We start from the raw sequence: 25,965 nt of genomic DNA on the forward strand, positions 1-25,965 counted from the left end.
TCGTGTTATTCGGGCGTGGAGAGGATTCCTATATGGAACAGTCGTCGGATGTGCGACATATCGTCCAATATGATGTTTATGTCGTAGGGGTCGTAGCCTTCGCCGTTGTCCTGCCCGCCGATTGTATTGCGCGTGCGCCATGAACGCACGTAGCGGGAGAGGGAGGCGACATCGTCAAGGGAGATCGCTTCACCGTTCCGCCTGGTAAAGGATTCTATTCGGCCATGGAAACGTCGGGTGGCGTCCTCATCGGCCACATCCAGCCAGATAATCGCAGGTAGTCCGGCCTCGATGGCGTGGTAGAGCTGCAGTGTGCCGTCGCGTTCGCGCGGCGGCGCCCCCAGTGCGCACAGTGCGATCCCCGGGTTGGCGAGCCGATCGGCGAGCGGCGGATCGTCCGGGGACGCGGGGCGCGGCGGGATGCGGTGGACGATTCCTTCGTCGTTGTCGGCGAGCCTGCGCCAGCGTTCGCCGAGTTTGCGGCGGGCTCGGGCCAACCGTTTCTCGGTGAAACGCTCGGCCGAGTGGACGACGATTTCATAAGTTGCGCCGATCCGTTCCCCTTCGCCGGTGAAAGGGGAGGGAAGTCGCCATTGTGCGATTTGCTGGGTCAGGAGCGGAAAGGGAAGGATGAACTCCAGGCGCAGCCCTGCGGAGGCCGGTGAATCCCAGACCGGCAGCTGAGCTTCGGCGTCCTCCACCATCTGCAGCACCGTTTCGCGCAGGGTGTCCTCGGTGATCCGGTGGGATCCCCTGTTGGTGATGGTACGCCCGTCATCCAGCCAGTGGGAAAGGGTGTAACGCGGGATGGTGCCGGGTTCGCCCGGGATGGGCTCGGCCGCGATGATGAGGGAGCCTCCGGTCGGTGCGGGCGTGCTCGGCTCGTTCGAGACCCGGACCAGCGCGTCCCGCGGCACGTACCAGGGGGGCCGGCTCTCCACATAGCCCTGCAGGGCGCGGGCATCGGCAAACCCCATCTTGGCGATCTCCGCGAGGTAGACGATCTCGCAGGGGAGGTCGTCGGGACCGGGGGTGAACTGGCGCAGCCGGACGAACGCGTCCCACGCCGAGGTGAAGTCGGCGCGCTCCGGGCCCCGGTGCCGGGTGGCCGCGACGTAGGCGGCGCTGACGGCCTCGAACCGCAGGGCGAGCAGGAACGTCTTGACCGCCTCGAACTCCTCGTCGACCAGGAGCGGCCGGAGTGCGGTGACCCATTCCAGCGGCTCCATGAAGGCGACCCGGCTCTGGTGCGGGTGCGCGGCGTCGAACCGCGCGGTGGTGACGATCCCGATCACCGAGCCGTCGGTGGTGTCCCGCACGCCGCAGCCGCTGAACCCCTGCTCGACACTGACCGTCGGGTCGACGACGTTGAGCTGCGCGCGGCCGGGGATGCCGCCTCCGTAGCCGACGACCTCCGCACCGGCCAGCAGACCCTCGGGCACTCCGCTGGGGTAGCCGCGCACGACCACGCGGCGCGGGGACCCCGACTCCGCGACCTCCTCCATGCGCGCGGCGAGCCAGGCGGCGGGGTGCTCGTAGTCCCGGGGGTCCTCGTCGAGCCGGAGCAGGGTGGTGTCACGGCCCGCGTCCCACGTGTCGCCGACGACATGGGCGGCCACCGGCCGGTACCCGGGATGGTGCGGGGTGTCGACGGATATGGGTTCATCCGGTCCCGGCGGGGCGGGATCGTTTCCTCTGCGCAGTGCGACGTTGACGACATGTACGCAGGTCAAGACCCTGTTTCCGGGAACGAGGACCCCGCCTCCGGCCACCAGGCCGTCGGGAGTCATGATCCTGACCTGCCACGTTGGGGAACGGGGGGTCGGAGGGGGCGGGCCCTCGGTGGAACGGGGCGTCGAAGGAGATGCCACCGTGGCGCGGCCTCTTTCTTCGGTTGTACGTGGGGGGCTGCGTGAGACGGATCGCTGAAATTCGGTTGGCTCTTTATGTTCCCTAAGTCACGATGAATACTCTATGTATGTATACGGCTACCAGCCTTCCAGTGTGGTCAGGCCGATAAACGCAGAAGCGTAGAAGGGTCGACACGACTCTGGCACGGTGCGACGACGCACACCGTGCCAGCCAGGGGAGACGCTCGGTCGGGAGGGTCGCGATCGGATGCGGGGCGGTCGGCGCCCCTAGCCCGGCCTCACCCCATTGTCGCGATCGACTTGAACTCCAGGTACTCCCGCAGGCCCTCCGGCCCGTACTCGTATCCCAGGCCGCTGGACTTGCGCCCGCCGAAGGGCGTGTTGACGTCGATGTTGTACATGTTCACCCCGCAGCTGCCGGTGTGGATCCGGCGGGCGACGGCGATGCCGTGCTCCGGGTCGGCGGTCCACACCGACCCGGCCAGGCCGTACTCGCTGTCGTTGGCGAGGTCGACCGCATGGCGCTCGTCGTCGTAGGGGATCACCGTGAGGACCGGGCCGAAGATCTCCTCGCGGGCGATGCGCATGCGGTTGTCGACGTCGGCGAAGAGGGTGGGCTCGACGTAGTACCCCCGCTGTGCGGACGCCGGACGGCCCCCGCCCGCGACGAGCCGCGCGCCCTCGGCGCGACCCAGGTCGATGTAGCCCTCCACCCGCTCCCGCTGGGCGGGCGAGACCAGCGGTCCGATGTCGGTGGACGGGTCCGCCGGGTCGCCGACGGAGAGCTCGGCCAGGCGCGCGGCAAGGGCGTCGACGACCTCGGTGTAGCGCTCGCGCGGCGCCAGGACCCGCGCCTGCGCGACGCAGGCCTCGCCGTTGTTGAGGAGCGCGGTCAGCGTCAGCATGCCGGTGTAGGCGGTCAGGTCCGCGTCCGGGAGCAGGATCGCCGCGGACTTTCCACCGAGCTCCAGGCCGCACCCGCGCAGCCGCTCGCCGCACAGGGTCGCGATGCGCCGTCCTGCGGCGGTGGAGCCGGTGAACGCGACGTGGTCCACCCCGGGGTGGGTGACGAGGTGCTCCCCGACCGCGCGGTCGGCCGCGACGATGTTGAGCACACCGGCGGGGACACCCGCCTCCTCGGCGAGCTCGGCGAGGACGTAGGGGTCGAGCGCGGTCTCCGGCGCGGGCTTGACCACCACCGTGCATCCGGCGAGCAGCGCCGGGGCGACCTTGGCGATGATGAGAAGCTGCGGGACGTTCCACGGGGTGATCGCGGCGACCACCCCCACCGGTTCGCTGACGACGCGCGTCGGCCCGAGGAGCCCTTCGCGGGTCTCCTCCCAGGTGACGTCGTCGGCGAGGCCGCCGAAGTAGGCGAGCGTGCGCTGTGGCAGGGACGCCTGGGCGAGGTTCGACAGGGTCAGCGGGCAGCCCATCTCGGCGGTGACCAGTCCGGCGACCTCGTCGAGGCGCGCCTCGTAGAGCTCGGCCAGCCGGGTGAGGACCGCCGCTCGCTCCCCGGGCGCCATACGCGGCCAGGGGCCGTGGTCGAACGCCGCGCGGGCGGCGGCCACGGCGCGGTCCATGTCGGCGGCTGTGCCCTCGGGGGCCTGCCCGATGGCCTCCTCGGTGTGCGGCGACACCACATCGATCGTTCCGGTCCCGGCGGGCTCCACCCACTCCCCGCCGATGTAGAGCCGGTCGTGCTTGCGCATGTGGCCTCCCAACCCCTGCGGATGTATGCAGAGCACGTTTCAGTGTGATGTCATAAATTGCCTATTTCTAGGGGGTTTCATCAAACAAGAACGCGTTATATCAACCGCCGTGGTGGGGGCAGGGGCGCCGCTGATCCGCGCGGCACCGGCGCGGAGGCGCTAGGATGACCGCCATGACCCACCGCTATTGCGCGTTTAGCACGCCGGCTCCAGAGCAGCCGGCCGCTACGACGTAAGCGGTCGACGGGTTCTGAGCCGGCTGAAGAGCGAGAAGGCAGACGCCTTCCGCTCTTTTTCTTTTCCCAGCGGTCGGCTCCGCCCCGTTCCCGCGCGTCGCGCGAGCCAGTGGACCACCGGCCGCGTCGACGCGACAGAAGGAACGAATGCGATGACCGAAAGCGCCACCACCATCGACGACCTCCGCGGCCGCATCGACGAGGTCGACGCGGAGCTCGCACGCCTGCTGGAACGCCGTGCCCTGCTCGCCGCCCACGTCCAGCGGCTCAAGCCCGTCGGCGGCTTTGCCGGCCGTGACCCGAAGCGCGAACGGGCCCTCGTCGCCGCCATGGCCGTGCACGCGCCCCGACTGGGCGAGGCGCGGCTCGCCCGCATCATGTCCGAGGTCATCGAGGCCGGACTGGACGCGGCCGAGAGGGAGGCCGCGCACGCCCGGTCGGCACAGCGCACCTGAGCCGCCGCATGCGTCCCCGGCCCTGCCCTCCGGGCCGGGGACGGGGCGGCGGTGGCTCAGCGGATGTCCAGCCAGACCAGCCGGTGGTCCGACGCGGCGCCGGTCACTCGCGACATCGGGTCGTCGGTGGTCGGCCAGTAGACGGCGGTGTCGCGCACGGGGAGCCCGCGCGACGGCAGGACGTAGTCGACGCGCAGGTTGCCCGGTGCCTTGTCGTTGAAGTCGGCGGTGTCCAGGGCAGGGTCGCCCGTGTGGTCGTCGTTGGCGCCGCCCTGGAGTTCGGCGGCCTCGACGGCACCCGCGCTGGCCGGTGCGACCCTGTCGTTCACCAGGGGAGCGCCCAGCAGGTCGGTGATGCCTCCCTCGGGCCCCGCGCTGTCGTTCGGGTCGGCGTTCAGGTCACCGACGACGACGAACCGCGCCCCGGGCTTCAGCCCGCCGCGTGCGCCCTTGTCGTCGTAGATGTAGCCGCCCCTGCGCGGTGTCACGTAGTCGGCCCAGAACCGGGTCTCATCGCTGTTCCGAAGAGCATTTCGCCGCTCCGGCCCGTCGAAGGCGGGCGGCGTCGGGTGTGACGCGAGCAGGTGCACGGTCCTCCCTCTGCCGAGGCGTACCGGCAGGTCCCAGTGGCTCTTCGAGGACAGGCGCAGCACCTCCAGCTCCTCCTCGGAGTAGAAGCCCTCGCCGGTCTCCGGATCGGTCGGCAGATGGGCCCCGGGCATGTCCGCCCAGCGGAACTCCTGGAACGTGCGCGCGGCCCCGGTGTCGATGGGGTAGGCGGAGTAGACGACCGTCCCGTACTGCCCCGGGTACTGGCCGAACCCGAAGGCGTCCTCGCCGTAGCCGGGGGCGCCGGGTTCGGTGACGGCCTCGCCGTTGTTGTCCAGGTCGAACTCGGAGGGGACGCCGGTGTTGCTCGGTGCGGTGTAGCGGTAGGGGTAGGTGATCGGCTCGGCGCCGTTCTGCCCCACCGCCAGGTAATTGTCCTGGAACAACTCGGCCGCGCGCCCATCAGCGTCGTGGTCGAACTCGTTGACCAGCAGCACATCGGGACGGTTGCGCTGGATGATCTCGGCGACCGCCCGCGCCTGCCCGTCGTCGCCGGTCGACAGGTCCTCGATCAGTTCGCCCTCGGCCGACCGGTGCAGCGACGCGTTGAACGTGGCGAACCGGACGCCGGACCCCTCCGCCCGCTTGGTCGTGTCCGCCGTCGCGGGGATGGCGGACAGCGTGGACAGGGTGAGCAGAGCGGTCGCTGCCAGAGCGGTGGGGAACCGGTGCCGGGGGATCATGGAGCGCCTTCCATCAATGCCGATATCTCACAACGGGCACGTCGCAGATAAGCGTGCCAAACCCTGACGATCAACGGGACATCACCGCGATGAACATTCGGCTGACATCGCGCCGCAATTCCGTCATACCCATAACCCCAGGGGTTCCGGTCAGGTGTTAGCGTCGGTGACTTCAGCTGACGGGCCACCGAACAAGGGGGTCGGAAAGTGTCGTCCCCGCCACCCTCATCGCCGCGGATCGCCATCATCGGAGCGGGCTTCGGCGGCATCTGCATGGCCATCCGCCTGCGGCGCGCCGGGATCACGTCGTTCACCGTCTTCGAACGCGGCGACGGCATCGGGGGCGTCTGGCGCGACAACACCTACCCCGGCGCGGCCTGCGACGTGCCCTCCCACCTCTACTCCTTCTCCTTCGCGCCCAACCCCGCGTGGACGCGCAGCTACGCCGACCAGCGGGAGATCCTCGACTACCTGGAGCGGTGCGCCCGGGACTTCGACGTCGTGCCGCACATACGCTTCGGTACCGAGATCACCGCAGCGGCGTTCGACGACGCTGCGCGGACGTGGCGGCTGACCATGGCGTCGGGCGCGTCGGAGGAGTTCGACGTCGTCATCTCGGCCTGCGGGCAACTCCAGCGCCCCGCCTATCCGGACATCCCGGGCCGAGCGGCCTTCGCGGGGGAGTCCTTCCACTCCGCACGCTGGAACCACGACACCGACCTGGACGGCAAGGATGTTGCCGTCGTGGGAACCGGCGCGAGTGCGATCCAGTTCGTGCCGCGGATCGCCGAACGGGCCGGGCGCCTGCGCCTCTTCCAGCGCAGCCCCGCCTACGTCCTGCCCAAGGACGACCGTCCCTACAGCCAGGCCGAACGCGCCCGCTTCGCCCGGCACCCCCTGCTCCTGCGGACGAGCCGGGCCGCCACCTACCTGCGCTTCGAGAGCAAGGTCGTGGCGTTCCAGTACCTACCTTCCCTCATGGGCCCCATGCGCGCCGCATTCCTACGCCAACTGCGCCAACGCGTCACCGACCCCGACCTGCGCGCGCGGCTGGTGCCCGACTACACCATGGGCTGCAAGCGCATCCTGCTGTCCAACGACTTCTACGCGGCGCTCGCGCGCCCCAACGTCGAACTCGTCGACCAGTCCGTGCGCGGGATCGAACCCGACGGCGTGGTCACCGCCGACGGCACCCACCACCGTGCGGACGTGCTCATCTACGGCACGGGCTTCACCGCGACCGACTTCCTCGCCCCCATGCGCGTCACCGGCCGCAACGGGCTGGACCTCACCACGGCCTGGCGCGACGGCGCCGAGGCCCACCTGGGCATCACCGTAGCGGGGTTCCCCAACTTCTTCCTGCTGTACGGGCCCAACACCAACCTCGGGCACAACTCGATCATCTACATGCTGGAGAGCCAGATCCACCACGTGATGGACGCGGTCCGCCGCCTCAGCGCCCCCGGCCGCCGCACCCTCGAAGTCCGCCCCGACGCCCAGGCCCGCTTCGTCCGCCGTATCCGCAAGCGCCTGAAGCGCGGTGTCTGGGCCACGGGCTGCGACAGCTGGTATGTCACCGCATCGGGCGCCCAGACCGTCAACTGGCCCGGCTTCACGTGGCGCTACCGCCAGCGCACCCGCAGACTCGACCCCCGCGACTACACCGGCGAAGTGCTCCAGTCGCCCTACTCCGGATCCCCGAGCAACAGCCGCGACCCCAACTCGGTCAGCTCATGACGGATGGCGTTGCGGTCGCGGCGGCTGTGGGTGAGGCCGGAGGCGCGCAGGACGGTGGCGTGCTCGCTGGCCGAGGCCGGCGAGATCCCGAGCCGTTCGGCCAGCTCAGACGTTGAGTAGGTGTTGGCGGCGATCGTCTGCAGGACAGCGGCCCGGGTACCGCCCAGCAGCTTCTCCAAGGCCTTCCTCCGCACGGTGTCAAGCTGCTGGCCATGGGGGAAGTCCAGGCAGTCCAGCACCGGGTAGACGAGCACAGGTGGGAGCCCCGGGTCCTGGAAGGCGATGGGGTAGCGCCGACAGAAGAACGAGGGGATCAGGTGAAGGTCACGCCCCTCGAGGTGGAGGTGCCGCTCCAGCGGATAGGAGACCTCCAGCACCGGACCGCGCCACCGCGCGGCGGCCCGCAGCGGCGGCGGAACACCGGCCGCCTGCGCCGGAGCGATCTGCTCGGGAATGCGGCCGCTCAGGCGTTGGCGCACCGTGCCCTCGATGTCCTCCCACTCGGGAGCCAGCGCGAGATCGAAGTAGCCCCGCACGGTGTCCGCCAGCTGCGGGAGCATGCGCCCCTCCCCACGTGCGAGGGAGCGTACGGGGGCGGACAGGCGCTGCTGCATGGCGAGGATGCCCAGGTCACGGCGCACGTACGCGGGAGGAGTGGACACCAGCGAATTCAGCCCCTCCTCAAGACCGCCCCCGCCGCACACCGGCGTCAGGAAGTCCGGCGAATACCCCCGCGGCGGCGCCAGCTCGGCCAGCCGCCACATATGACCGCTCATCCGCTCCCGCACCCGCAACCGCCACTGATCGTGCCGCGCCCCCGCATGGTGCAGCTGCAGCATGTGCAGACTCAGCAAGACCTCCCACATCGGATCGGGCTCCGCCGCACAACGGATCCGCTCCGGATGCTCCCCGTTGAAATGGACATGCAGCACCGCGATCTACCCCAATCACCCCGTTGCCCCGTGAGTCCCGGGCTACTGTGCCCGCCTCCCGACGACCGGAACTTCGGCGATGCAGTGGTCAGCTTACTCATGCGACTCGCAGTATGCCTGTCCGTAATCGGTCACGGATTCTTGGTCGAAGGCAGCGCAACTCCGACGTTCTGGCCTGCGCTCACCTAGTCGCGGCCGGGTAGCCAGACGAGCAGGGGAAGGAGTGAGCACTGCCGTTAGGCATCAGCGACGAATGAAGGAAAAGAACAGGGGAGGATCTTTCCCAAGTATCTCCACCGTCCCGCCTCAGTGGTTGCTGTCTGCTGGCGGGCCCACCCACCCCACGTCTGCTGTGGTGTCCGACGCGCGTTTACCTGCGGCTCTGTCGTGTCCTACTTCAGGAACAGCCGACCATCCGGCACTTGCACCTGTTGTCTTCCCTGACGGAAAGGCCGCGCCGCCGAGTCGGTTGGTCGGCTGGTCCCTCATTCCTGCTGAGAACCAGCGCGTATCGCCTGGACCGTTAGTGCGGCGAGAAGGGCGTACTCATCCGATCGGCAGTTAAAGGGCGGGGTGAGGACGACGGACGAGAGGTCTGATGTTGCCCCGAGACGCAGCCGTGCGTTAGCCGCACGGTAGGCGACTGCCGCAGCGGGGGCATCCGAGGCCTGTTTCCCGGATCCGTGAAGCTCGATAGCGACGCCGAGACCGAGCTGACGGACGACATGGGAGGTGCCGCTGAGTCCGTCTCGTAGCCGATCGGCAAGACCGGCGCCCCATGCGTCGATGGCAGCCAAGGTGCCGTGATTGATGAGCGAATACACCGTGTATGCGGCGATGGAAGACGCCATTGGTGATGGAGGCTGGGGGATGTAAGAAGACGTACGTCCGTAAGGACTGTGCCGCGCGATGATGGCTCCGATGGGGGCGTAGCCAGCTGCCAGACTGTCTCCGATAACAAGGAGATCCGGCCTGACCCGGGCGTTCTGTGCGTGGTGAAGACAGTAGACGCGGCCCGTGCGCCCGAGCCCAATCTGGGATTCGTCCCAGGCCCAGGCCAAGCTGAGATCGTCACAGATATTCCGGACGTCTTCCAAGAACTCCAGTGGAAGCGCGCGACTGATCGGTGGCCGCAGCGATATGGCCGAGACTTTGCAGGCAGATCGGTGAATCATCTCCTCGACGGCATCGGTCCAATGCGTGGGTCCGCAGGATGTGCTGATCGTGCTGGTCGAGAAGATGTCCCCCTGGATTGTCGCGACCCGTAACTTCGCGTCTGCCCCGTCGAAGCCGTGCAGGTGCAGGATCGAGCCGGGTAGGAGGCGACGAGCTTGCGCACCGTGGGATGCCATGGCCAGCGCTGCCCGACGGGCGGAGATCCCGCTTTCAGCGAGCAGACCCGTTTCGCAGCCCATGAAGGCGGCCAGGGTTGAGGCGAGTTTGCAAGCTCCGGCGTACGTCCACCCCTCGGGCAGTTGAGGTAGCAGCAAGTCCGCACTCAGGTGCTCGGTGATCTCCTTGCCCCAGCCGTAGCCGAAGATCGCGGTGTCATCGACCGCCGTCGCGTCCAGCAGGCGTGCCCCCGCGGCCCCCGCCAGAGCGGGGCCGCGGCCTTTGCGGGCAGCGCTCGTTCGACCGCTGTTCCGCAGATTACGGCGGGACGGTAGAGGTAGGCGTTCCGCGCTCATCGAAGGGCCTCCTGGATCTGTGCGCGGAGCGACTGGTCCACGAGGGGCGAGAACGCCCACTCTGATCCTGGTCGGGCGATGCGAAGCTCGATCGCGCTCGGTCCCGGGTCTATGGGGACGGGGGCACTGAACCAGACGACCTTTCCGGGTGGCCGGGAACGCCAACCGCAGCGGCCGTCCGACAGGTTGCTGATGAGGTCGAGACCGCGTCCTGATTCGGAGAGTCGGACACTAGCCATGTCCTCATCGATCGTCCCAAGGAATGAATCGAGGTCGTCGCCGACGATCTCGCCTTCGACGTAGTCAACGGGGCATCGCGGTAACTCCAGGTGCGTTGGGTCGCTGTCGTACACCTCGACCTCCACCCGAGTGAATTTGCTGGTCACCGACAGGTGGATAGGGGCGCGGCCGTGCTCGATGGCGTTGGCGACGGCCTCGCTGACCATCAACCTGGCATCGTCGACGCTGCCCTGGGAGCACCCCAGCGGGATGAGAGACGAGGTGAGGAAGGCTCGTGCCACTGAGGGGCTGTTGGTGTGTGGCGCGAGCGGGAGCACGGATGGCATGGGACAGGGCGAGTTGGACACTCGGATCACCCACAGAGTCGGTCGGGGCAGCCGTCCTCTTGTCCGGCTGGATGTTGGAACACGCTACTCTGGATTCAAGAGATTTCAAGCGGATTGGGTAATCGCGTAGGTGCTTGTATTGCTCAGAGAGCTGGCTGCGAGCTTTAGAATCAAGACCTGCTCTGTCGAAGGAGGCGTCGGTGGCTACCAAGTACGTTCCGACTGTGGGTAAGCGTCGTCTGTCACGCGAGTTGCGGAGGCTGCGCAACGATCGAGGGCTGACGCTGAAGGACGTCGCGAAGAGGCTTGATTGTTCGCACGGCAAGGTCGCCAACCTCGAGACCGGGAACTGGATGCGAATCAGCCTCACCGACATCCGCGCGATGCTAGATCTCTATGAGGTGACCGACCCGAAGCGTCGTGAGGCCATCGAGACCCTGGTTCGGCAGGCGCGGGAGCGTGGTTGGTGGGAGAAGTACAGTCCGCACCTGCCTGCGGCTTACGTGGGCTTCGAGAATGAAGCGTGTCGGATCAGTACGTTCCAGTGCGATGTTGTTCCCGGTCTCCTTCAGACGGCGGACTACACCCGTGCGCTTGTCGGAAGGCAGCTGGGCGATGATCCCGCCGAGGTCGAGCGCTTGGTTGAGAGCCGTCAGCGGCGTCACCAGATCTTCGAGCGCTCGAATCCCCCGAAGCTATGGGCCATCCTCGATGAATCGGCGCTACTGCACATCCCTGACCGATCGGTGTTCCGGGATCAGGTGCAACACCTTGTGAGTCTCGCCACGGGAGTTAAGACCATCACGATTCAGCTGGTGCCCATAGCCGCTGGTCTGCACAATGGCCTCGGTCAGAAGTTCGTCATCCTCGACTACGAGGACGAACTGGACTTATCGGTGGTCTACCTTGAGCTGTACGGCCAAGCGCTGTACATCGAAGACAAACCTCGAGTGACCGGTTACCGCGACCTCTTCAACCTGATTCAGTTGGATGCGCTCCACCCCCACGAAACCGTCCCCTACCTGCGCGCCATGCTCGATCAGTCGGACTAGAGAGCACCCCCATCATGAGCCACGAGACCCTAACTGACCTGGTGTTCCAAAAGAGCAGCTACTCCAACCCAGGTGAGTGTGTCGAAGTGGCTCCGCTGTCGTGTGGAGGCCGGGCAGTCCGTGACTCCAAGAGTCCGGTGGGGTTGATCCAGCGCTTCCCTGTCGTTGAGTGGTCCAGATTCATTCGCGCCGTCAAGTCCGGTGAGTTCAGCGCCTGACCGGTGCACTCTTCAGGGATGCGCCGTTAGCACAGACTGCTCGACCACGGAAGCCCGTGCCCGGAAGCGGTCGGATCCCTATCCAGAGGGCGATTTCATCGCGATTCTGGGTGTGCGGCAGGTCACCTGCCGTGAGTGATAACCGGTCGAGAGGAAGCGGAGGTTCCCATGCCAGCGTCAGGGGAAGACTGCCGGGACTGCGGGAATCACCAGTCCGAGTGCACCTGTCCGGGTGGGCCGAACACCTGACACAAACTCCGACCAGGTGCTCGTCCTGTGCTGTTGAGAGTGACTCATCAGATCACCCGTCTGGGCTGATGACCGGACAGCACCGATGAGGTGGCTCTGTGGTGATAACGATGTCGAGAATAGCGCCGTGACGTACGTCGCCGTCGGAGCCCAGGTCCTGAGCCGAGCTGAGTTCAGGGCCTGGGCCGCAAATCTGGGGCCATCCACAACCGGCTGCGGAGTCCGTGTGAAGGTCCTAAGCTCGTGAGGCACCATCCGACTCACGAGCCATATACGGAGCAGCCACGTCATGGCCGATTCCTTCGCTCACCTGCACGTCCACACCGAGTACTCGATGCTCGACGGAGCGGCGAAGCTCAAGCCGCTCTTCGCGGAGGCGGCAAACCAGGGAATGCCCGCTGTGGCAATGACAGACCACGGCAACATGTTCGGCGCCTACGAGTTCTACCAGCAGTCGCAGGGCACCGGCGTCAAACCGATCATCGGCATCGAGGCCTACGTCGCGCCAGAGTCCCGGTTCCATAAGAAGCGGGTCCAGTGGGGACGTTCGGCGGGTACGGACGACGCCTCAACCGAGGGTGGCAAGGACATCTCAGGTGGTGGCCGCTACCTGCACATGACGATGCTCGCAGAGAACGAGATCGGGCTGCGCAATCTCTTCCGCCTCTCCTCACTCGCGTCGATTGAGGGCTACTACATGAAGCCCCGGATGGACCTGGAACTGATGTCCCAGTACAGCGAGGGCATCATCGTCAGCACCGGCTGTCCCTCCGGTGGCGTGCAGACGCGCCTGCGACTCGGCCAGGAGAAGGAGGCGATCGAGTACGCCGCCAAGCTGCAGGACATCTTCGGCCGGGAGAACGTCTTCCTGGAGCTGATGGACCACGGCGTGGACATCGAAAAGCAGGTCCGCTCCGGGCTCCTGAAAGTCGGCAAGGAACTCAGCATCCCGCCGCTGGTCACCAACGACTCGCACTATGTCTACGAGAGCCAGGCCACCGCGCATGACGCGTTGCTGGCTGTCGGTGTCGGTAAGAACCTGGACGACCCCACGCGGTTCCGGTTCAACGGTGCGGGTTACTACCTCAAGACCGCCGACGAGATGCGCGGCATCCTCAACTTCGACGAGTGGGCGCAGGGGTGCAAGAACACGCTGCTCGTGGCCGAACGCATCGCCCCCGACGCCTACGACAACGTCTTCGCTTCCCGGGACCTGTCACCTAAGTTCCCTGTTCCCGAGGGCGAAAGCCAGCTCTCCTGGCTGAAGAAGGAAGTCGAGCGCGGCATCCCCACACGCTTCCCCGACGGGGCAAGCGAGGAAGTGCGCCAGCGGATCGAGTACGAACTCGGCATCATCGAGTCCATGGGCTTCCCGGCCTACTTCCTCGTCGTCGCCGACATCTGCCAGTACGCGCGGAAGAACGACATCGCCCTCGGCCCGGGCCGGGGCTCGGCGACCGGCTCGATGGTCGCCTACGTCCTGGGCATCACCGACCTTGACCCGATCGAGCACAGCCTCATCTTCGAGCGGTTCCTCAACCCCGAACGTGTCACCATGCCCGATGTCGACCTGGACTTCGACGAGCGTCGGCGCGGCGAGATGATCGACTATGTCACTCGCATGTACGGGGAGGAGAACACAGCCCAGATCCTGACCTTCGGCACTATCAAGGCCAAGGCCGCGGTGAAGGACTCGACCCGGATCCTCGGGTTCCCCTACTCCCTCGGCGACCAGATCACCAAAGCCTTCCCCGCAGCTGCCAACGGCAAGGAGATCCCGCTCGACGCCGTTTACAGCGAGGACCATGAGCGGCACGCGGAAACGACCGAGCTGCGCTCGTTGATGGAGAAGGATCAGCAGGTCAACAAGGTTATGGAGACCGCTCGCGGTATCGAGGGCCTGACCCGCGGCACCGGCGTCCACGCGGCTGGCGTCATCCTCTCCGACGTACCGCTCCTCGACGTCATCCCCCTGCACAAGCGCGACACCGACGGCGCCATCATCACCGGGTTCCCATTCCCTCAGTGCGAGGAAATGGGCCTGCTCAAGATGGACTTCCTCGGCCTGCGGAATCTCACCGTGATCGACGACGCGGTGAAGAACGTCAAGGAGGCCGAGGGGATCGACATCGATCTGCCGACGCTCCCGCTCGATGACGAGAAGACCTACAAGCTCCTGTCGCGAGGTGACACCCTCGGCGTCTTCCAGCTCGACGGTGGCGCGATGCGCAACCTGCTCAAGCGCATGGAACCGAAGAAGTTCGGTGACATCGCCGCTGTGCTCGCGCTCTACCGGCCCGGCCCCATGGCGGCGAACGCCCACAACGACTACGCCGACCGCTCGAATGGGCGGCAGGACATCACCCCGATCCATCCCGAGCTCGAGGCTGCCCTTGAGCCGATCCTCGGTGAGACCTTCCACCTGCTCGTCTACCAGGAGCAGGTCATGGCCATCGCCCAGCAGCTGGCCGGGTACAGCCTGGGCGGCGCCGACCTCATGCGCCGGGCGATGGGCAAGAAGAAGAAGGAAGCCCTCGAAAAGGAAGAGGTCAAGTTCTTCGAGGGCGCCAAGGAACGGGGCTTTTCACAGGAGGCCGTCCAGGCCTTGTGGGACGTCATGCTGCCGTTCTCCGGCTATGCGTTCAACAAGTCGCACACCGCCGGGTACGGGCTCGTCTCCTACTGGACCGCCTACCTCAAGGCCAACCACCCCGCCTCCTATATGGCGGCCCTTCTGACGTCTGTCGGTGACGACAAGGACAAGATGGCCGTCTACCTGGCCGAATGCCGGTCCCAGGGCATCAATGTGCTGCCCCCCGACGTCAACGAGTCCGGTCTGCGGTTCACCCCGGTCGGCCGGGACATCCGCTTCGGTATGGGCGCCGTCCGCAACGTGGGTGGGAACGTCGTCCACTCCATCACCACGACCCGCACCGAGAAGGGCAAGTTCAGCTCCTTCACCGATTTCCTGTCCAAGATCGAGCTGGCGGCCTGCAACAAGCGCGTCGTCGAATCGCTGATCAAGGCCGGTGCCTTCGACTCGCTGGGCCAGCCACGCCAGGCGCTGTACCGCCACCACGAGACCGCGGTCGAGGGGATGATCAGCTCCAAGAAGCAGGAGGCGAACGGCCAGTTCGACCTGTTCGGCGGCGGGGACGCCGATGCGGGCGACTCCACGCCCATCGGGCTCAACATCAACTGGGGCGATGACGAGTGGGACCGCAAGACCAAGCTCGCGTTCGAGCGGGAGATGCTCGGCCTGTACGTCTCCAGCCACCCGCTCTCGGGCGCCGAGCGGATCCTCGCCCGGTCCCGTGACACCTCGATCACCCAGATCGTGGCGGGTGAGCGCGGCGGCGAGCGCGGTGAGGTCCGCATCGCCGGACTGATCTCCAAGGTCGACAAGCGCGTGAACAAGGCGGGCAACCAGTGGGCCATCGCCACGGTGGAGGACCTGGACGCCAGCATGGAAGTCCTGTTCTTCCCCAAGACCTACCCCCTGTACATGGACGCCCTGATGGAGGACACCGCCGTCACCGTCAAGGGCCGGCTCAACGACCGCGACGGCACCTGGTCGATGTTCGCCTCCGAGATGTCGATCCTGGACATCTCCCACGTCTCGGAGGGGCCGCCCCCCATGCTGCTCACCGTGCAGGACAAGCGCCTCACGCCGGAGCTGGTGGATGAGCTCAAGCAGGTCCTGAAGGCCCACCGGGGCGAGACCCCGTTGACGATCCGGGTCGACCACCCAGTCAAGAGCCGGGTGTTCGAGATCCCGGGCTACCCGATCCAGGTGGGGCCGGAGTTCTCCGGCGATGTGAAGTCCCTGCTGGGGCCGGACGCGGTCACGTACTGACGCGAGTTTCCGGCCGTGGTGTCGGGCGGGGAGGGGCACGGCCCCTCCCCGCCCTTTTTCGTGCCTGCGCGGGGGCGGGGACGGTGCCTGTGGTCGGTGCTCCTCGCGCTCCGTTGGTGTCGGCGGTCGGTCTTGACCGGAGTGAGTTAGCGATATATCGTAGAACTATCTCGATAGGAGATGAACTATCGACATTGATCACGATGGATCGACGTTGTCACCAACCGAAGGAGAACGAGATGACAGAGATGGCGATGCCGTGGGCCTGGGGCGGACGCCCGGAGAAGCAGCCGATCGCCGGCGGCTGGGAGGTCCCCGAGGACCACAGCCACGAGGGCGACGGTGAGCGCGGGCGCGGCCGCGGGCCCCGGTGGCGCGGACGGAGCGGCGGACGCGGTCGGCGCGGTCCGTGGGCACCGGAGGGATGGATGGCGATGGGAGGGTCCGGCGGGCCGGGCGGCGGCTTCCACCCGCCGCACCCGCCGCAGCCTCCCTTCCCGCCGAACATGCCGTGGGGCGGCCCGCAGGTCCCGCACGGGCATCCGATGGAGGGGATGTTCGGCGGAGGCCGGGGCCGCGGGCGCCGCGGCGGGCCGCGGGCCCGGCGGGGTGACGTCCGTACCGGGATCCTGCTGCTCCTGGCCGAGGAGCCCCGCAGCGGGTACGAGATCATCCGCGAGGGCAAAGAGCGCAGTAACGGCGCTTGGCGGCCCAGCCCCGGCTCGGTCTACCCGATGCTGCAGCAGCTGGAGGACGAAGGCCTGGTCCGTCCGGCCGAGGCGTCCGGCGGCGGGCGGCGCCGCCCCTTCGAACTGACCGATGAGGGGCACGCCTACGTCGAGGAGAACGCGGCCGAGCTGACCCCGCCGTGGGAGGCGGTGCACGAGGAGTACATGGACTCCATGGCACGCTATGGCGAGATCAGCTCCCTCGCCTACCAGCTGTCCGCGGCGGCGGCACAGGTCGCCCAGGCCGGAACCCCCGAGCAGCTGGACCGGGCGAAGCGGCTGCTGGCCGAGACCAAGCGCGGCCTCTACCGCATCCTCGCCGAGGACGACACCGACGTCGATGAGGACGGCGAGGAGGGCGACGCCTAGATCGGCGCCCCACCGGCTGGTGCGGACCGCACCGGCGCCGGTAACCCCGTGGGGTGGGGGACGCGGCCGGAGAGGGCCGCGTCCCCCACCCCACTGCTCATTCTCCCGTCCTGCCGTCGGCCAGTTCGCGGAGGATGTCCAGGTGGCCGTTGTGCCGCGCCGTCTCCTCGACCATGTGCATCAGGACCCAGCGCAGCGTGGCCCGTTGTTCGCCTTCCGTGGACACCCGGGCACTGCTGTTGAGTTCGAGCTTGGCGGTGATCTCCCGGGAGCGCGCGCACTGCGCGTCGTACTCGTCGAGCAGCTCGGTGAGGGGGCGCTCCGCGCCGACGCGGAACTCGGCGTCCCAGTCGTCGGGGGACCACGGGGCCCGATCACGCACACCGAGCAGGCGGACCTCGAACCAATAGTGCTCCACCCAGCGCAGATGGGAAACGACGCCGCCGATCGACATCAGCGGCGACGTCGGCAGCGGAGCCGACGACGACAGTCCCGCGTCGAGCCCGGCACACTTCTCCCGCACCGTTGCCCGGTGCCGGTCCAGCCAGGAGGTGAGCATGGTGCGCTCGTCGGCCGACATCGGCGGGTCGAAACGATCCATCGTGTTCGTCATCCGGGCATTGTCACGTGCGCACGAACACAGCACCACCGGTTTTTCCCCCGGCACCGGCGGATAGATTCGAAGAGTGCAGAGCAATAAGGAGCGTCGACCCGTGACACGGCGGCGACTGGTCGTGGGCGCGGCGACGCTGGGGAGCGTCGCGGCGCTCGGCATCCCGCTCGGCCTGCTGTGGTGGCTGATCACCCCCCGGCCCAGCGTCACCGTCATCGATGGCGACGGGACGACCGCCCCCTTCCCCGTCTCCCAGACCCTGTTCGCCTCCGAGGGCTACTTCGCCGTCATGATGATGTGCGCGGGAATCCTCTGCGGCTACGGTTCCTACCTGGTGCAGTACCGCCTGTGCGCACGCGAACGCGTCGACCTCCGGCTGGCCTGCCTGCTGGGCCTGGCGGCCGGCTCCGTGCTCGGATCGCTGGTCGCCTGGCGCATCGGGGTCGGTCTGGACGCGGGCGCCTTCGCCCGCGCGGTCGCCGAGGCCGAACCGGGCGACGTCGTCACCGCCGGACTCGGGCTGCGGGCACTGAGCGCCCTGATGCTGTGGCCCTTCGTCGCCGTCCTGCAGTACGGGCTGTTCGACGCGGTCAGCCTGTGGCGCCGTGACCTCCCCCACCAGCGTGAGCAGGACGCATCGGCACCGGCCGTGGACGCGCCGCGCAACGAGCCCGCCGCGCACTGAGCCCCGCGGCCGCCGCGCTAGTCCCCGCGCGGATGGTGCGGATGATGGTGCCGCCCGACCGTGGGCACGCCGCCGCCCACGCGACGCCAGGCGGTGCTCCCGGGCACACCGGTGAAGTCGCCCACCAGACCCCCGTCCGGCCCGCCGACGCCGCGGCCGCAGGCCGTGGCGAACGACCGCACCAGGCCGAGACCCGGACACCCCGGTGCTCGCAGACCCCGCTTGCCCGGGCGGCGGCGCAGTTCGCGGAAACCGAGCAGGGCGGTGGCGCGCAGCGCCGGGCCGCGCGGCCGGGGTCGATCCCGCGCTTCCGCGTGCCCCGGCTGTTCCAGCGGTTCCGGCGGTTCCGCTCGGGCGGACGGATCGAGGTCGGATCGGGCTTCGGCCAGCACCGCGTCCCCGGCTCTCGTGCGTGGCCCCAGACCGCCCCCGGTCAGCCGGTACACGCCGTACAGCGCGAACCAGCCGAGGAACAGCCCCAGCGCCGCGATGAGCTCGCGCGGCAGCTCGGCCGCCGGGGCCGCCGCGGCCGTGACGATGAAGGCGGCGAGGACCGCCGCCCGCACACCGCCGATGACCCGGTGCGTCAGATGCAGGAGGAAGGGATAGGCCAGGAACAGCCCGGCCAGCAGCACGAACACGATCCCGACCGGCTCGCGGGGCGCCATCATCGCTGCAACCGCCGCGCCTCCGGCGAACGGCACCCCCGCAGCTCCGATGAGGACCTGCAGGCCCCACGCCGCGTTGCGCGCGAAGGTCACCCGGCGCATCCGCTCCGGGGAGAAGAGCAGCCCCAGGCGGCGCAGCCGCCACAGCAGCACCGTCGTCGCGTCGCTCGTCGACGCCGCCGCCACCAGGTGGTCGGCGGGGACGGCGCGTCCCGCGGGGAGGCGTGCGTCCAGGACCCGGGTGAAGGGGGCCAGCGCATCGGGGGCGGGCCGCTGCTCGGCCTGCCACGGACGGGCCACCATACCGTGCCCATGGGCGACGGCGCGCCCGCTCAGGTACAGCTCGGCGAGGGCGACCTCACCCAGCCGCCGCCTGCCTCCGGCGAGCATCCCCAGCTCGAACGGGGTCAGCTCCTCGGCGCCGACAGCGGGACGTCGAGGGCCCGCCGCCAGAATGCGGCGATAACCGTAGCGAGTGGCCGCGTAGCAGCCCGCTATCGCGAGGTAGCACAGCACAGTGCCGAGCACGACCGCCTCGACCACCATCGCGCCTCATCCTCCACGCGCGCCCTATTGTGTTCGCCTGGTTCCTCAACGTTAGGCCTCCAAGGCCGCCGTGAGAAGAGGGTGGCGCGCGTGGCGCGGCGCGGGCACGCTGGATCGGGCCCTCGGACCGCGGGGGGGGAGACCGGGCCGTCGCCTCAGGCGCGGAGGTCGGCGGTGGCCGCCCCGGTCAGGTGGATCAGGTCGGCGGGGGAGAGCTCCATCTGAAGCCCGCGCCGTCCGGCGGAGACGAAGACGGTGGCGTGTCCGCCGACCGACGCATCGATGACCGTGGGCAGGCGTTTGCGCTGGCCGAGGGGGCTGATGCCGCCGCGCACGTAGCCGGTGGCGCGCTCGGCCGCCGCTGGGTCGGCCATCGCGGCCTTCTTACCGCCGACCGCCGCTGCCAGCGCCTTCAGGTCCAGGTTGGCGTCGACCGGCACGACGCCCACCGTGAGCGCGCCGTCGACCTCGGCCACGAGCGTCTTGAACACCCGGTCGCGGCCCACCCCCAGCGCGTCGGCGGCCTCCTCCCCGTAGGACGCGCCGCCGTCGCCGGAGGCCTCGTAGGGGTGGAGGGAGAACCCAACCTTGGCGCGGGTGGCCGCGACCGTGGCGGGGGTGCCCTTTCCGCTCATGACGCTCCTGCTCGACTCGTGGCGACGCTGATCAGCCGCATGGTATGCCCCGCAGCGGGGTCAGCGGGGTCAGCGGGGTCAGCGGGAACACGGGCGAGGGCGGGCGCGGGGCGGGGGAGAGAGCCGGGGCACCGCACTAGTTGAGGTTGACCTCCCGACGCAGCAGCGGCCCGGCGGGCAGGGTGGGCAGGGCCGTGAGCACGCGGTTCTCCCGCCGCATCAGGGCGGAGGCCAGCTCCAGGCGCGCCGCCGCGTGATCGGCCTCCAGCAGCGCCTGCTTGTCGCGCTGGTCGAGGACGAGCGCGGACGCGACCGCGTACGACAGCGGCAGCGGGTCGGCGGGGAACTCCGCGGGCGGCTCGGTGGGGATACCGATGCCGGTCAGCCGCTCGCAGTAGACGCGGAACAGCCGACTGGCCCGCTCGGCCTGCTCCTCGGCGCCGGCTCCCAGTTCGTCGGGGATGAGCGTGGTGGCCGCCCGCAGGTAGGGGCGGTCGTCGTCGGGGTCGTCGACCTCCTCGACGCGGAAGCGCGACCGGCCCTCGATCACGAGGTCGTACCGGCCGTCGTCGTGCCTGCGCACACTGCGGACCTCGGCCATACAGCCGACGTCGGACAGCTGGTGCGCGGCCGACGCTCCGACCTCGTGCCCGAGCTCGATCCCGACGACCCCGAACTGCTGGGCCTCTCCCGCGTCCTCGGCAGGCCCCAACAGCTCGGACATGAGTCGGCGATACCGCTCCTCGAACACATGGAGCGGCATGGTGAGCCCCGGGAACAGCACGCTCCCGAGCGGAAACAGCGGTAGCCGGTCAGGCATTGAACAAGTATGCCCGACCGGCCCTGGCGCCTGTCGTCCGCGTCCGCCCGTCAGGTCAGGGCCGGACCCGCGGTGCTCGGAGCGTCCGCGCCATCGCCGCTCTCGTCGGGCATGTCACGGGCGACGAACGCCTCGACGTCGAAGAGGTTCCCGGCGCTGCGGTCGACGACGGCCAGCAGCGTCGACATCTTGGCGACCTCCTCCGTCTGCTCCTGGAGGAACCACTGGAGGAACTGCTCGCCGGTGTAGTCGTTCTCGTCGCGCGCGACCTTCATCAGCATGTGGAACTGGTCGGTCACCTCGCGCTCCTGGCGCAGCGCCAGGGCGACAAGGTCGCGCGGCGTGTCGAAATCGTTCTGGATTTCGTCGACCCGCGGGATCGAAACCGAAACGTCACTGTCGACCAGGAAGCGCACGATCATCATCGCGTGGTCGCGCTCTTCCAGCGACTGGTGGTAAAACACGCGGGCCAGCTGCGGAAGGTCGCGGGCGTCGAACCACGCGGCCAGCGCGATGTACTGGTGCGAGGCCGTGAACTCATGACGCACCTGGTCAATGAGGAGGCGGTGGAACTTGGAAAGGCCGTGGTCGGCGCTCTTTGTCGTGGAAGCCATGCTTCAACAATAACGCGAAACAATGGCCGAGTCGAACATTCGAAAGGTAACGTCGAGCACTGAGGCAAGCCTTTCAGAATGGAAATTAGGTTAGGTGTTCCAAAGTTAGGCGACACTTATTCGTGGCGTTTATGGTGAGGCTTCCCTAAAACGGGACCGACAGGGCGGAGTCGGGGGACAGCGGGCGAGGCGGGGCGCACCGCGCGTCCGCGCGCGGTCCGGTCCGGCCGCGACCGGTGCGACGCGTGCCGCCCGTAGGAGCAGGTGAGGCGCCCGACCCCTAGAATGAAGGGGTGATCTCCCGAATCGACCTCCGAGGAACCCCTGGCGACCCGCGTGACCTGCTGCCGCGCGCCGAGCTCGACATCGAGGCCGCGACCGAGAAGGTCCGCCCGATCTGCGACGACGTCCGCCATCGGGCGTCGAGGCGCTGATCGAGCTCACCGAGCGTTTCGACGGTGTCCGCCTCGACGACATCCGCGTCCCCGGACGGCCATCGATTCGGCTCTCGCGGAGCTCGACCCGGCCGTGCGCACGGGCCTGGAGAAGTCCATCCAGCGTGCCCGCAAGGTCCACGCCGACCAGCGCCGCACCGACACCGTCACACAGGTCGTCCCCGGCGGCACCGTCACCGAGCGGTGGGTGCCCGTCGGCCGCGTGGGCCTTTACGTCCCCGGCGGCCGCGCCGTCTACCCCTCCAGCGTCGTGATGAACGTGGTGCCCGCCCAGGAGGCCGGGGTCAGCTCGCTCGCCGTGGCCTCCCCGCCCCAGGCCGACTTCGGCGGCCTGCCGCACCCCACGGTCCTGGCCGCCTGCGCCCTCCTCGGCATCGACGAGGTCTACGCTGTCGGCGGCGCCCAGGCCGTCGCCATGTTCGCCTTCGGCGCGGGCGAGTGCGCGCGCGCCGACATGGTCACCGGGCCGGGCAACATCTGGGTGGCCGCCGCCAAGCGCCTGCTCAAGGGCGTCATCGGCATCGACGCCGAGGCCGGCCCCACCGAGATCGCCATCCTCGCCGACGACACCGCCGACCCCGGCTACGTCGCCGCCGACCTCATCAGCCAGGCCGAGCACGACGTCATCGCGGCCTCCGTGCTGGTCACCCCGTCCCCCGAACTCGCCGACAGGGTCGAGGCCGAGCTGGCCGAACGCGTCCCCGCCACCAAGCACAGCGAGCGCGTCGCCGAGGCCCTGGGGGGCCGCCAGTCGGGCATCGTGCTGGTCGACGACCTCGACCAGGGGATCGCCGCCGTCGACGCCTACGCCGCCGAGCACCTGGAGATCATGACGGCCGACGCCGTCGCCGTCGCGGCCCGGGTGCGCAACGCCGGCGCCGTGTTCGTCGGCGACTTCGCCCCCGTCTCCCTCGGCGACTACTGCGCCGGCTCCAACCACGTGCTGCCCACCGGCGGCAGCGCCCACCACTCCTCGGGGCTGAGCGTGCAGACCTTCCTGCGCGGCATCCACGTCGTGGAGTACGACCGCGCCGCGCTGGCCGAGATCGCCCCGAGCGTCGTCGCGCTCGCCGAGGCCGAGGACCTGCCCGCCCACGGCGAAGCCGTTAGCGCCCGCGTGGGCCGGACCGAAGGGGGCGCCCAGTGATCCGGCGCGAGGAAGCCGTCGAAGAGGCCGCCGCGGGGTTCCGCCTGGCGGACCTGCCGATCCGCGACGACCTGCGCGGCAAGACCCCGTACGGCGCGCCGCAGCTCGACGTGCCCTACGCACTCAACACCAACGAGAACCCCTACGCCCCCTCCGAGGAGCTCGCCGCCGCTCTGGCCCGCGGCGTCGCCGACGTCGCCCGCGGGCTGAACCGCTACCCCGACCGCGACGCCACCCGGCTGCGGGCCGCCCTGGCCACCTACCTCGGCCACGACCTCGACGTCCGCGAGGTGTGGGCCGCCAACGGCTCCAACGAGGTGCTGCAGCAGATCCTGCAGGTCTTCGGCGGCGCCGGGCGCACCGCCATGGGCTTCGAGCCGTCCTACTCGATGCACCCCATCATCACCGGGGTCACCGGCACCGAGTGGGTCAGCGTGCCGCGCGCCGCCGACTTCACCATCGACCTCGACGCCGCCAAGGACGCGATCGCCCGCCACCGGCCCGACATCGTCTTTCTGACCTCGCCCAACAACCCCACCGGCACGGCGCTGCCGCTGGAGGTGATCCGGGAGGTCGCCGCCGTGGCGCCGGGCATGGTCGTGGTGGACGAGGCCTACGCCGAGTTCCGCCGCGAGAACACCCCCAGCGCCCTGTCGCTGCTGCCCGACCACCCCCGGCTGATCGTGAGCCGGACCATGTCCAAGGCGTTCGCCATGGCCGGGGCGCGGCTGGGCTACCTCGCCGCGAACCCGGCCGTGATCGACGCACTGCAGCTGGTCCGCCTGCCGTACCACCTCTCGGCGGTCAGCCAGATCGTCGCGCTCACCGCGCTGGAGTTCTCCGACGAACTCCTCGGCGCGGTCAAGCAGCTGCGCGGGGAGCGCGACGCCCTGGTCGCCTGGCTGCGCGACCACGGGTTCACCGTGGCCGACTCCGACGCCAACTTCGTCATGTTCGGTGAGTTCACCGACCGCGCGGCCGTCTGGCGTGGTCTGCTCGACCACGGCGTGCTCATCCGCGAGGTCGGACCGGCCGGGTGGCTGCGCGTCACCGTCGGCACGCCGGAGGAAATGTCGGCGTTCCGCGACGCGTTGCTCCGGGTGACGGCCGACCTGCCCGCCGCGCGTGAGCAGCATGACGAGACCGCCGGGCCCGGGGCGTCGGGGAGCCCCGGGGCCTAGGGAGGCCGAGCGCGCCCGTCCACCGTCCCCCCCACCACCAGACCAGGAGAGTCCGAGTCCAATGAGCCGCATCGGCCGCGTCGAACGCACCACCAAGGAGACCAAGGTCGTCGTCGAGATCGACCTTGACGGCACCGGTGTCTCCGACATCTCCACGGGCGTCGGCTTCTACGACCACATGCTCGACCAGCTCGCCAAGCACGGCTTGTTCGACCTGACCGTGCGCACCGAGGGCGATCTGCACATCGACTCCCACCACACGATGGAGGACACCGCGCTCGCGCTCGGCGCGGCGTTCAAGGAGGCGCTGGGCGACAAGGTCGGGATCCGCCGGTTCGCCGACGCCAAGGTGCCGCTCGACGAGGCGCTCGCCGAGGTCACCGTGGACGTGTCGGGTCGGCCCTACCTGGTGCACACCGAGCCCGAGCCGATGGCCCCGGTCATCGGCCGCGACTACGACACCACGATGACCCGGCACATCTTCGAGTCGTTCGTCGCCCAGGCCCGTGTCGCCCTGCACATCCACGTGCCCTACGGCCGCAACGCCCACCACATCGTCGAGTGCCAGTTCAAGGCCTTCGCGCGCGCCCTGCGCTTCGCCTGCGAGCGCGACCCCCGCGTGTCCGGCGTGCCCTCCACCAAGGGCGCCCTGTAATGCAGGACATGTGGGCCGTCCTGCTCATCGCGCTGGGCGGACTGCTCTTCGGTGGCACTATCGCCTCCTGGAAGATGAACAAGGTCCTGGCCGCCGCTCTCGGCCTGTGCACCGTCCTGGCCGTCGCGTCCGGCGTGCTGCGGCTGGGCTACTTCGGCTGATGCGGCCGACCCGGCGCAGCGACCCGGGTCGGCCATAGGATCCCGGCACCGCCGGCAACTGGAAAGGCACGATTCCCCGTGCAGCCTCGCGTCGTCATCTTCGACTACGGATCGGGCAACCTGCGCTCGGCGCAGCGGGCCATGGAACGCACCGGCGCCGAGGTCACCGTCACCGGTGACCCGCAGGCCGCCCTGGACGCCGACGGCCTCGTCGTCCCCGGCGTGGGCGCGTTCGGCGCCTGCATGGAGGGGCTGCACGCCGCCCAGGGCGACCGCGTCATCGGGCGCAGGCTCGCCGGGGGCCGCCCCGTGCTCGGCATCTGCGTGGGCATGCAGGTCCTCTTCGAGCAGGGCGTCGAACACGGCGTGGCGAGTGCGGGGTGCGCTGAGTGGCCCGGCACCGTCGAGCGCCTGCGCGCCCCCATCGTCCCGCACATGGGCTGGAACACCCTCGACATCCCCGAGGGGTCCCGGTTGTTCGCGGGGATCGGCGCCGACGAGCGCTTCTACTTCGTGCACTCCTATGGCGTGCTCGACTGGAAGCTGGAGCCCACCAGCGAGCACATCGCCGCGCCCAAGGTGACCTGGTCGACGCACGGCAGCCCGTTCGTCGCCGCGGTCGAGAACGGCCCGCTGTGCGCCACCCAGTTCCACCCGGAGAAGTCCGGAGACGCCGGTGCCAAGGTGCTGGCCAACTGGGTCGCCACGCTGTGAGCAGCCGCCCGCTCCGCCGCGCTGGAGCGGCACCCGCGCCCGTCACGCCCCCGTCTGGCATGCTTGATTCGACCCCAACCCGTCTGAAGTGAAGGTCGCCCACAACC

22 protein-coding genes and 1 pseudogene are annotated in these 25,965 nt (G+C 68.9%); 12 read left to right on the plus strand and 11 right to left on the minus strand.

All coding sequences use genetic code 11. The features are described 5' to 3' along the window. Window positions 1–5: 5 nt before the first annotated feature. Together CDO52_RS12250 and CDO52_RS12255 are read right to left on the minus strand one after the other, a co-directional pair. Window positions 6–1,790 (minus strand): VMAP-C domain-containing protein, encoded by a 1,785-nt coding sequence (locus CDO52_RS12250; RefSeq protein ID WP_026125449.1) that lies wholly within the window; start codon window positions 1,788–1,790, stop codon window positions 6–8. Window positions 1,791–2,149: 359 nt separating this feature from the next. Further along, window positions 2,150–3,586 (minus strand): aldehyde dehydrogenase, encoded by a 1,437-nt coding sequence (locus tag CDO52_RS12255; protein WP_017616950.1) that lies wholly within the window; start codon window positions 3,584–3,586, stop codon window positions 2,150–2,152. Window positions 3,587–3,974: 388 nt separating this feature from the next. Here CDO52_RS12255 and CDO52_RS12260 point away from each other — a divergent pair, with 388 nt between their 5' ends. Beyond that, window positions 3,975–4,277 (plus strand): chorismate mutase, encoded by a 303-nt coding sequence (locus CDO52_RS12260; protein ID WP_017616949.1) that lies wholly within the window; start codon window positions 3,975–3,977, stop codon window positions 4,275–4,277. A 56-nt stretch (window positions 4,278–4,333) separates the two neighbouring features. On the opposite strand, the gene CDO52_RS12265 is transcribed toward CDO52_RS12260, so the two are convergent. Continuing rightward, the gene (locus CDO52_RS12265; protein ID WP_017616948.1) at window positions 4,334–5,569 is read right to left on the minus strand and encodes an endonuclease/exonuclease/phosphatase family protein; all 1,236 of its coding nucleotides are present in this window, start codon (window positions 5,567–5,569) and stop codon (window positions 4,334–4,336) included. Window positions 5,570–5,776: 207 nt separating this feature from the next. Between CDO52_RS12265 and CDO52_RS12270 the strand changes: the two genes are divergently transcribed. Then, a complete protein-coding gene (locus tag CDO52_RS12270) occupies window positions 5,777–7,306 on the plus strand; it encodes a flavin-containing monooxygenase (protein ID WP_017616947.1) in 1,530 nt (509 codons plus the stop codon). On the opposite strand, the gene CDO52_RS12275 is transcribed toward CDO52_RS12270, so the two are convergent. The 3 genes from CDO52_RS12275 to CDO52_RS12285 form a co-directional block, all read right to left on the minus strand. Then, window positions 7,255–8,172 (minus strand): ArsR/SmtB family transcription factor, encoded by a 918-nt coding sequence (locus CDO52_RS12275; RefSeq protein WP_094932396.1) that lies wholly within the window; start codon window positions 8,170–8,172, stop codon window positions 7,255–7,257. The two genes, CDO52_RS12270 and CDO52_RS12275, sit on opposite strands and share 52 nt — an antisense overlap. Before the next feature lie 551 nt (window positions 8,173–8,723). Then, window positions 8,724–9,926 (minus strand): aminotransferase class III-fold pyridoxal phosphate-dependent enzyme, encoded by a 1,203-nt coding sequence (locus tag CDO52_RS12280; protein ID WP_083919692.1) that lies wholly within the window; start codon window positions 9,924–9,926, stop codon window positions 8,724–8,726. Next, the gene (locus CDO52_RS12285; protein ID WP_157745547.1) at window positions 9,923–10,447 is read right to left on the minus strand and encodes an ATP-binding protein; all 525 of its coding nucleotides are present in this window, start codon (window positions 10,445–10,447) and stop codon (window positions 9,923–9,925) included. Before CDO52_RS12285 ends, CDO52_RS12280 begins: the two co-directional genes overlap by 4 nt. A gap of 245 nt (window positions 10,448–10,692) precedes the next feature. Between CDO52_RS12285 and CDO52_RS12290 the strand changes: the two genes are divergently transcribed. The 4 genes from CDO52_RS12290 to CDO52_RS12305 all read left to right on the plus strand — a co-directional run bounded on the left by CDO52_RS12290 (window position 10,693) and on the right by CDO52_RS12305 (window position 16,964). Next, window positions 10,693–11,544, plus strand: coding sequence for a helix-turn-helix domain-containing protein (locus tag CDO52_RS12290; protein WP_017616944.1), 852 nt, complete (start codon window positions 10,693–10,695; stop codon window positions 11,542–11,544). Window positions 11,545–11,558: 14 nt separating this feature from the next. Next, window positions 11,559–11,762 carry a DUF397 domain-containing protein gene (locus CDO52_RS12295; protein WP_083919689.1) on the plus strand — a complete coding sequence of 68 codons (204 nt, stop codon included), beginning with the start codon at window positions 11,559–11,561 and terminating at the stop codon, window positions 11,760–11,762. A gap of 538 nt (window positions 11,763–12,300) precedes the next feature. Beyond that, window positions 12,301–15,867: a DNA polymerase III subunit alpha gene (dnaE, locus tag CDO52_RS12300; RefSeq protein ID WP_017616943.1), complete on the plus strand. Its 3,567-nt coding sequence runs from the start codon at window positions 12,301–12,303 to the stop codon at window positions 15,865–15,867. Between the two features lie 239 nt (window positions 15,868–16,106). Then, window positions 16,107–16,964 carry a PadR family transcriptional regulator gene (locus CDO52_RS12305; protein WP_017616942.1) on the plus strand — a complete coding sequence of 286 codons (858 nt, stop codon included), beginning with the start codon at window positions 16,107–16,109 and terminating at the stop codon, window positions 16,962–16,964. A gap of 97 nt (window positions 16,965–17,061) precedes the next feature. Here the strand turns inward: CDO52_RS12305 and CDO52_RS12310 are convergent, their stop codons facing one another. Continuing rightward, complete coding sequence (locus tag CDO52_RS12310; RefSeq protein WP_026125447.1) at window positions 17,062–17,577, minus strand: DinB family protein; 516 nt, start codon at window positions 17,575–17,577, stop codon at window positions 17,062–17,064. Window positions 17,578–17,677: 100 nt separating this feature from the next. Here CDO52_RS12310 and CDO52_RS12315 point away from each other — a divergent pair, with 100 nt between their 5' ends. Next, entirely contained in the window at window positions 17,678–18,262 is a 585-nt protein-coding gene (locus CDO52_RS12315; RefSeq protein WP_017616940.1) for a hypothetical protein, read from the plus strand. 17 nt (window positions 18,263–18,279) lie between these two features. Here CDO52_RS12315 and CDO52_RS12320 read toward each other — a convergent pair whose 3' ends face one another. The 4 genes from CDO52_RS12320 to CDO52_RS12335 form a co-directional block, all read right to left on the minus strand. After that, a complete protein-coding gene (locus CDO52_RS12320) occupies window positions 18,280–19,476 on the minus strand; it encodes a TIGR04222 domain-containing membrane protein (RefSeq protein WP_017616939.1) in 1,197 nt (398 codons plus the stop codon). Between the two features lie 155 nt (window positions 19,477–19,631). Further along, on the minus strand, window positions 19,632–20,111 hold the full coding sequence (gene ybaK / locus CDO52_RS12325; RefSeq protein WP_094932397.1) for a Cys-tRNA(Pro) deacylase: 480 nt from the start codon (window positions 20,109–20,111) through the stop codon (window positions 19,632–19,634). Window positions 20,112–20,247: 136 nt separating this feature from the next. After that, a complete protein-coding gene (locus tag CDO52_RS12330) occupies window positions 20,248–20,931 on the minus strand; it encodes an LON peptidase substrate-binding domain-containing protein (RefSeq protein ID WP_017616936.1) in 684 nt (227 codons plus the stop codon). Between the two features lie 50 nt (window positions 20,932–20,981). After that, on the minus strand, window positions 20,982–21,545 hold the full coding sequence (locus CDO52_RS12335) for a ferritin (RefSeq protein ID WP_017616935.1): 564 nt from the start codon (window positions 21,543–21,545) through the stop codon (window positions 20,982–20,984). Between the two features lie 293 nt (window positions 21,546–21,838). On the opposite strand from CDO52_RS12335, the pseudogene hisD reads away from it, so the two are divergent. The 5 genes and pseudogenes from hisD to hisH all read left to right on the plus strand — a co-directional run bounded on the left by hisD (window position 21,839) and on the right by hisH (window position 25,858). Next, window positions 21,839–23,147 (plus strand): annotated as a pseudogene (gene hisD / locus CDO52_RS12340) (histidinol dehydrogenase). Further along, window positions 23,144–24,328 (plus strand): histidinol-phosphate transaminase, encoded by a 1,185-nt coding sequence (locus CDO52_RS12345; protein ID WP_017616933.1) that lies wholly within the window; start codon window positions 23,144–23,146, stop codon window positions 24,326–24,328. The pseudogene hisD and the gene CDO52_RS12345 overlap by 4 nt, the downstream one beginning before the upstream one ends. 61 nt (window positions 24,329–24,389) lie before the next feature. Further along, complete coding sequence (gene hisB, locus CDO52_RS12350) at window positions 24,390–24,983, plus strand: imidazoleglycerol-phosphate dehydratase HisB (RefSeq protein ID WP_017616932.1); 594 nt, start codon at window positions 24,390–24,392, stop codon at window positions 24,981–24,983. Next, window positions 24,983–25,144, plus strand: coding sequence for a hypothetical protein (locus CDO52_RS28130; protein ID WP_017616931.1), 162 nt, complete (start codon window positions 24,983–24,985; stop codon window positions 25,142–25,144). The genes hisB and CDO52_RS28130 overlap by 1 nt, the downstream gene beginning before the upstream one ends. A gap of 78 nt (window positions 25,145–25,222) precedes the next feature. Further along, window positions 25,223–25,858, plus strand: coding sequence for an imidazole glycerol phosphate synthase subunit HisH (gene hisH / locus CDO52_RS12355; RefSeq protein WP_017616930.1), 636 nt, complete (start codon window positions 25,223–25,225; stop codon window positions 25,856–25,858). Window positions 25,859–25,965 lie beyond the last annotated feature (107 nt).

This window comes from Nocardiopsis gilva YIM 90087, assembly GCF_002263495.1.
In the GTDB taxonomy this organism is placed as follows: domain Bacteria; phylum Actinomycetota; class Actinomycetes; order Streptosporangiales; family Streptosporangiaceae; genus Nocardiopsis_C; species Nocardiopsis_C gilva.

Excerpts from the sequence above, each read along its gene's own strand:
- CDO52_RS12250 (WP_026125449.1), bottom strand. The coding sequence starts at position 1,790 with ATGACTCCCGACGGCCTGGTGGCCGGAGGCGGGGTCCTCGTTCCCGGA.
- CDO52_RS12310 (WP_026125447.1), bottom strand. The coding sequence starts at position 17,577 with ATGACGAACACGATGGATCGTTTCGACCCGCCGATGTCGGCCGACGAG.
- CDO52_RS12280 (WP_083919692.1), bottom strand. The coding sequence starts at position 9,926 with ATGAGCGCGGAACGCCTACCTCTACCGTCCCGCCGTAATCTGCGGAAC.
- CDO52_RS12275 (WP_094932396.1), bottom strand. The coding sequence starts at position 8,172 with ATGTGGGAGGTCTTGCTGAGTCTGCACATGCTGCAGCTGCACCATGCG.
- dnaE (WP_017616943.1), top strand. The coding sequence starts at position 12,301 with ATGGCCGATTCCTTCGCTCACCTGCACGTCCACACCGAGTACTCGATG.
- hisB (WP_017616932.1), top strand. The coding sequence starts at position 24,390 with ATGAGCCGCATCGGCCGCGTCGAACGCACCACCAAGGAGACCAAGGTC.
- CDO52_RS12260 (WP_017616949.1), top strand. The coding sequence starts at position 3,975 with ATGACCGAAAGCGCCACCACCATCGACGACCTCCGCGGCCGCATCGAC.
- CDO52_RS12305 (WP_017616942.1), top strand. The coding sequence starts at position 16,107 with ATGACAGAGATGGCGATGCCGTGGGCCTGGGGCGGACGCCCGGAGAAG.
- CDO52_RS12320 (WP_017616939.1), bottom strand. The coding sequence starts at position 19,476 with ATGGTGGTCGAGGCGGTCGTGCTCGGCACTGTGCTGTGCTACCTCGCG.
- CDO52_RS12255 (WP_017616950.1), bottom strand. The coding sequence starts at position 3,586 with ATGCGCAAGCACGACCGGCTCTACATCGGCGGGGAGTGGGTGGAGCCC.
- CDO52_RS28130 (WP_017616931.1), top strand. The coding sequence starts at position 24,983 with ATGCAGGACATGTGGGCCGTCCTGCTCATCGCGCTGGGCGGACTGCTC.
- CDO52_RS12335 (WP_017616935.1), bottom strand. The coding sequence starts at position 21,545 with ATGGCTTCCACGACAAAGAGCGCCGACCACGGCCTTTCCAAGTTCCAC.
- ybaK (WP_094932397.1), bottom strand. The coding sequence starts at position 20,111 with ATGAGCGGAAAGGGCACCCCCGCCACGGTCGCGGCCACCCGCGCCAAG.
- CDO52_RS12330 (WP_017616936.1), bottom strand. The coding sequence starts at position 20,931 with ATGCCTGACCGGCTACCGCTGTTTCCGCTCGGGAGCGTGCTGTTCCCG.
- CDO52_RS12265 (WP_017616948.1), bottom strand. The coding sequence starts at position 5,569 with ATGATCCCCCGGCACCGGTTCCCCACCGCTCTGGCAGCGACCGCTCTG.
- CDO52_RS12295 (WP_083919689.1), top strand. The coding sequence starts at position 11,559 with ATGAGCCACGAGACCCTAACTGACCTGGTGTTCCAAAAGAGCAGCTAC.